Source organism: Streptomyces sp. NPDC057654, from assembly GCF_042800135.1.
In the GTDB taxonomy this organism is placed as follows: domain Bacteria; phylum Actinomycetota; class Actinomycetes; order Streptomycetales; family Streptomycetaceae; genus Streptomyces.
In genome coordinates this window covers 1-1,053 of sequence record NZ_JBHVHQ010001476.1, presented here as the reverse complement: position 1 = coordinate 1,053, position 1,053 = coordinate 1, and the positions used below count along the sequence as shown (strand labels likewise).

Sequence of the window (1,053 nt, the reverse complement as noted above, 5' to 3'; positions counted from 1 at the left end):
CCGGCGAGCTGCTCCCGGTGCCGGGCGGGCGTGGTGCTTACAGGCCCTTGGCCACGGCGGAGACGATGCCGTCCGCGTCCAGGCTGTTGGGCTGGCTCATGTCGAAGCCGTAGCTCACGGCGGACGGGACCACCACGAGCGCGACCACGGCCTCCGTGGCGCCGGCCACGTTCGCGTACACGGCGCCGTTGATGGCGGCCAGCGCGTTGATCTCGATGGCGATATTGACGTCGTGCCAGAACCAGCCGTCCGCCCGGTTCGGGCTCTTGCCCTGCACCTGATGTGCGGTCAGGAACTTCTTGAGGTCGTCATTGAGCCGTTCCATTCCCGCCTGTGCCTGGAACGGGTCGTTGATCTGGACGGCCACCGTGATCTTGTCGTGGAATTCGGGGTCCGTCGCCATGAGTTCCTTGGTGAACTCGGCTATCTGATCCAGCGTCACCTGGTTGGTCTGGTCGTTGCGGTGCGCGCGGATCTCGTCGGCGAGGTCCGGGTGCTCATCCGCCGCCTTGCCCTTGGCGAAGACGAGCAGCCCGACGATGTCCTCGTCGGAGTACTTGACGTGGTGCTCCTCGGCGGCGCTCGCGGTGACGGCCGTCCGGGCGTGCGACGGTGCGGCGGCGACCGCCACCGCACCGGAGCCCACGACCGCGACGAGGGCCGCGGCGGAGGAAATGAGCGCGGTAGTTCTCTTCAAACGCATGAGGTACTTTCTGTTCGTCGGACTGTCGATTGAGTGGTTCCGCCAACGCCGGAACGGACGAAGACCGGTGCTCCGCTTGCGGCCATGCAGAGAAGAGCGTCGGCCGGAGTGCGTCCGGCGGTGGGACCATCGGCTCCGGACCGGGGCACCACGCGATTCGGGTGGTGCGTCCTGTGCGGGCCGACGGCTTCGGATACGTCGAGCTGGGCCTCTCCCGCGGGCTGGACGTCGACGTCTTCGCGCCCGGGCTCTCCTTCTTCTTCGACGCGCACCTCGACTTCTTCGAGGAGATCGCCAAGTTCCGCGCCGCCCGCCGGATCTGGGCCCGCTGGATGAAGGAGACCTACGGC

1 protein-coding gene and 1 pseudogene are annotated in these 1,053 nt (G+C 67.6%); one reads left to right on the top strand and one right to left on the bottom strand.

Annotated elements, in window-relative coordinates; translation table 11 throughout:
- Window positions 1–37: 37 nt before the first annotated feature.
- On the bottom strand, window positions 38–703 hold the full coding sequence (locus ACFU99_RS44480) for a sporulation delaying protein family toxin (protein WP_384404610.1): 666 nt from the start codon (window positions 701–703) through the stop codon (window positions 38–40).
- A gap of 179 nt (window positions 704–882) precedes the next feature.
- Here ACFU99_RS44480 and ACFU99_RS44475 point away from each other — a divergent pair.
- A pseudogene (locus tag ACFU99_RS44475) lies at window positions 883–1,053 on the top strand (methylmalonyl-CoA mutase family protein); the annotation flags it as partial.

Bases quoted from the DNA above. Each gene is read 5' to 3' on its own strand.
- ACFU99_RS44480 (WP_384404610.1), bottom strand. From the start codon at position 703: ATGCGTTTGAAGAGAACTACCGCGCTCATTTCCTCCGCCGCGGCCCTC.